At 70.5% G+C, this 258-nt stretch carries 1 protein-coding gene; it reads right to left on the reverse strand.

Features of this window, described 5'->3' with window-relative positions; translation table 11 throughout:
* Positions 1-258: TCP-1/cpn60 chaperonin family protein (locus G6R25_RS24800; protein WP_272871472.1), on the reverse strand; the 258-nt coding region annotated here is incomplete at both ends.

Raw genomic sequence — 258 nt, forward strand, 5'->3', positions numbered from 1 at the left:
ACGGCCTCGGTGGTGAGGAACAGGCCGGCGATCGACGCGGCGTTCTGCAGCGCCGAGCGGGTGACCTTGGCCGGGTCGATGATGCCGGTGGCGATCAGGTCGACGTACTCGCCGGTGGCCGCGTTGAGGCCGTGACCGGTCGGCAGGTGGCGGACCTTGTCGACCACGACGCCGCCCTCGAGACCGCTGTTGAACGCGATCTGCTTGATGGGCGCCTCGAGCGCGAGCCGGACGATGTTGGCGCCGGTGGCCTCGTCG

The sequence above is a fragment of the Candidatus Frankia alpina genome (genome assembly GCF_902806485.1).
Classification (GTDB): Bacteria; Actinomycetota; Actinomycetes; order Frankiales; family Frankiaceae; genus Frankia; species Frankia alpina.